This is a genomic window from uncultured Campylobacter sp. (assembly GCF_937997465.1).
GTDB lineage: Bacteria > Campylobacterota > Campylobacteria > Campylobacterales > Campylobacteraceae > Campylobacter_A.
This window is the reverse complement of sequence record NZ_CALKTQ010000007.1, coordinates 1-1,420: the sequence shown is the minus strand read 5'-3', so window position 1 is coordinate 1,420 and position 1,420 is coordinate 1. Positions and strand designations below refer to the sequence as shown.

The 1,420-nt window shown below is 46.8% G+C and carries 2 protein-coding genes; one reads left to right on the top strand and one right to left on the bottom strand.

The window, feature by feature from the left end:
* Nucleotides 1-807 (top strand): glycosyltransferase family 9 protein (locus Q0546_RS00285; protein ID WP_298789487.1); only part of this gene is annotated, 807 nt, incomplete at its 5' end.
* Here Q0546_RS00285 and Q0546_RS00280 read toward each other — a convergent pair.
* Nucleotides 755-1,420, bottom strand: a 666-nt coding sequence (locus Q0546_RS00280; RefSeq protein ID WP_298789485.1) for a glycosyltransferase, incomplete at its 5' end; no start/stop codon positions are given. The two genes, Q0546_RS00285 and Q0546_RS00280, sit on opposite strands and share 53 nt — an antisense overlap.

Here is a 1,420-nt window from a genome sequence, read left to right as displayed (position 1 = left end):
GGCATTAGCGAGCTAAAATATAAAAAATGCTTGCAACAACCGCTCTTTATCCCACATGAAAATATCGTAAAAAGCGATAAATTTAAGATCGGCGTGAGCCTGAGCGCTGGCAATAAAATGAAAACGCCGCCAAAGAAAACTTGGGAGAAAATCTTTGAAATTTTCGCCAAATTTGACTGCGAGGTTTATATTTTCGGTGTCGGTGAGGAGGCGGCGCTATTACAAAACTTGCTCGCCGAAAATGTGGATAAAAAACGGGCGGAAAATTTGAGCCGACGGAAAATTTTCGCGGATTTAGCCGGCAATGGCGCGAGCGAAATTTACGGCGATATCAAAAACACAAACGACGAGGGCGCAAAGGCTCAAATTTGTAGCGAAAACGGTATCTGCAGCGGGTCAAATTTGAGCTCGCAATTTTGCGATACTTACGTAAAAAAATTCGGCGAAAACGAGCTAAAAATCATCTCTTTAATAGGTAAAATCAAGCTTGAGGAGCTGCCGTTTTATCTCTCGCAGATGCAGCTTTACGCGAGCTCTGATACGGGCAACTACTACGTCGCAGATAGCGTGCGCACGCCCACGATCTGCCTGATGGGGCCTTGTTTTGCCAGCGAGCAAAGAGGCGTCGCCGACTCGCTCGTCATAAATTCACATCTGCCGCCCATTAGCTCCGTGTTTAAAACTGTGCGGGATATCGACGCGAGCGCTTTTTTCGAGCTTAGCGACCAAAACCTCGCAGACATCGAGGCCTTCGTCAAAGTTCGCTATATATCCTATCTATCCCGCGAAGATAATTTTCTATGCTAAATGCCTTTATAACGGCATCGTCGGGGTTTTTTGAGCTGGGCTTGCGCAGGCTCTCAAAGCAGGCTAAAAGCGCGTCTGAGCTTCTTTGAACTATAAAAAAATCTTGCTTTTTTGAGGAGATTTCATAAATCTCCCTTATGACGGCGATATCCGAATACACCGCGCCAAGCCCGCAGCCAAGCGCCTCGATGACGACTCTAGGTAGCCCCTCGTCGCTAGAAAATCCAAGCACGTAGTCGCACGCCGCGTAAATCTCGTCCATCTTGGAAACAAAACCCAGATACTCGGCCTTGCCCGATTTTATCAGTGCGTCAAATTTGGCTTTCGCGCCCGCTTTTAGCCCGCCTCCGCCCGCGAAATAAACCTTTATATCGCTTCTTTTTAGTCCCGCAAGAGCGTCAAAAACGAGCTCGTGTCCCTTTAGCGTTAAGAAATTTGCCGGCATTACGATATTTATCTTTTTGGCGTCAAATTTGGCTTTTAGGGCGGCGCTTTTATCGTCGCCGCTATCTTTTAAATTTGCCTGCGAGGGACTCAAATTTTCGCTTCCTTCAGACTTTTCCTGCTTTAAAACAGGCGCCTTGACGGGATTATAAACCACGTTTTTAGGCAT